Source organism: Vibrio sp. 10N.222.55.C6 (genome assembly GCF_041473395.1).
Lineage (GTDB): Bacteria > Pseudomonadota > Gammaproteobacteria > Enterobacterales > Vibrionaceae > Vibrio > Vibrio crassostreae_C.
In genome coordinates, this window is record NZ_JBFRSD010000534.1 from 1 (window position 1) to 694 (window position 694).

Genomic DNA, 694 nt, shown 5'->3' on the forward strand with positions numbered 1-694 from the left:
GACGGAGACGTCTATCTTAGTGTCTGGGTATGGCGCGACGTTTACGATGGTTGTTTCGCTTTGCTGCAATCCGGTCCATGTGACTGTATGTTGTCCTGTTGCGTTGTACGTGATTGTGTTGCCACTTACTACGCAAGTAGGAGTACAACTAAGCGTTCCTTTGTTCGTTACGTCGTACGTGAACCCGTCTTCGCCTATGGCTGTAACGCTAACGCTTTCCGGTATGCCGGGTGTTGCCTGTGCGTTTGTTGCAACGTCTATTATCCAATCATGCGTACCATTACATGTGACTGTGCTATAATTATCTCCATTTGTTTGGTCGTCGGAGTCTTTTCTCATTTCATGCGGGTATGCGTTACCATTCCACAAGAAGGTATGAAGGCTCATTCCGTATGTACCCAGTGTGTGTTGGGTTTTCTGTTTCCAACTCTCATAACTTGTGAGGTCGAGAATAGAAAGTCCAAGGCTGTTACAATACTTTTTCGCATCGGTGTCGGATAGTATTGCGTATTCGACACCGTTATCTGCTGTCTGCTTTCCGTTAGTTGCGTATCCTTTTTCTAATGCTTCATATGCGGTTAGCGTCGGGTGCAGGTATATATCTGTTGGAAATGCGTAGTCGTCTGGTCGGGTCAACGTGACGTCTTGCGTTACCCATGACGTATTATCGGCTTCGTCCGCCACTAGTATCATT

General features: G+C 46.7%; 1 protein-coding gene. It reads right to left on the bottom strand.

Features of this window, described 5'->3' with window-relative positions; translation table 11 throughout:
• A partial coding sequence (locus AB4486_RS24950) for a hypothetical protein (RefSeq protein WP_372119383.1) occupies positions 1–694 on the bottom strand: 694 nt, incomplete at both ends.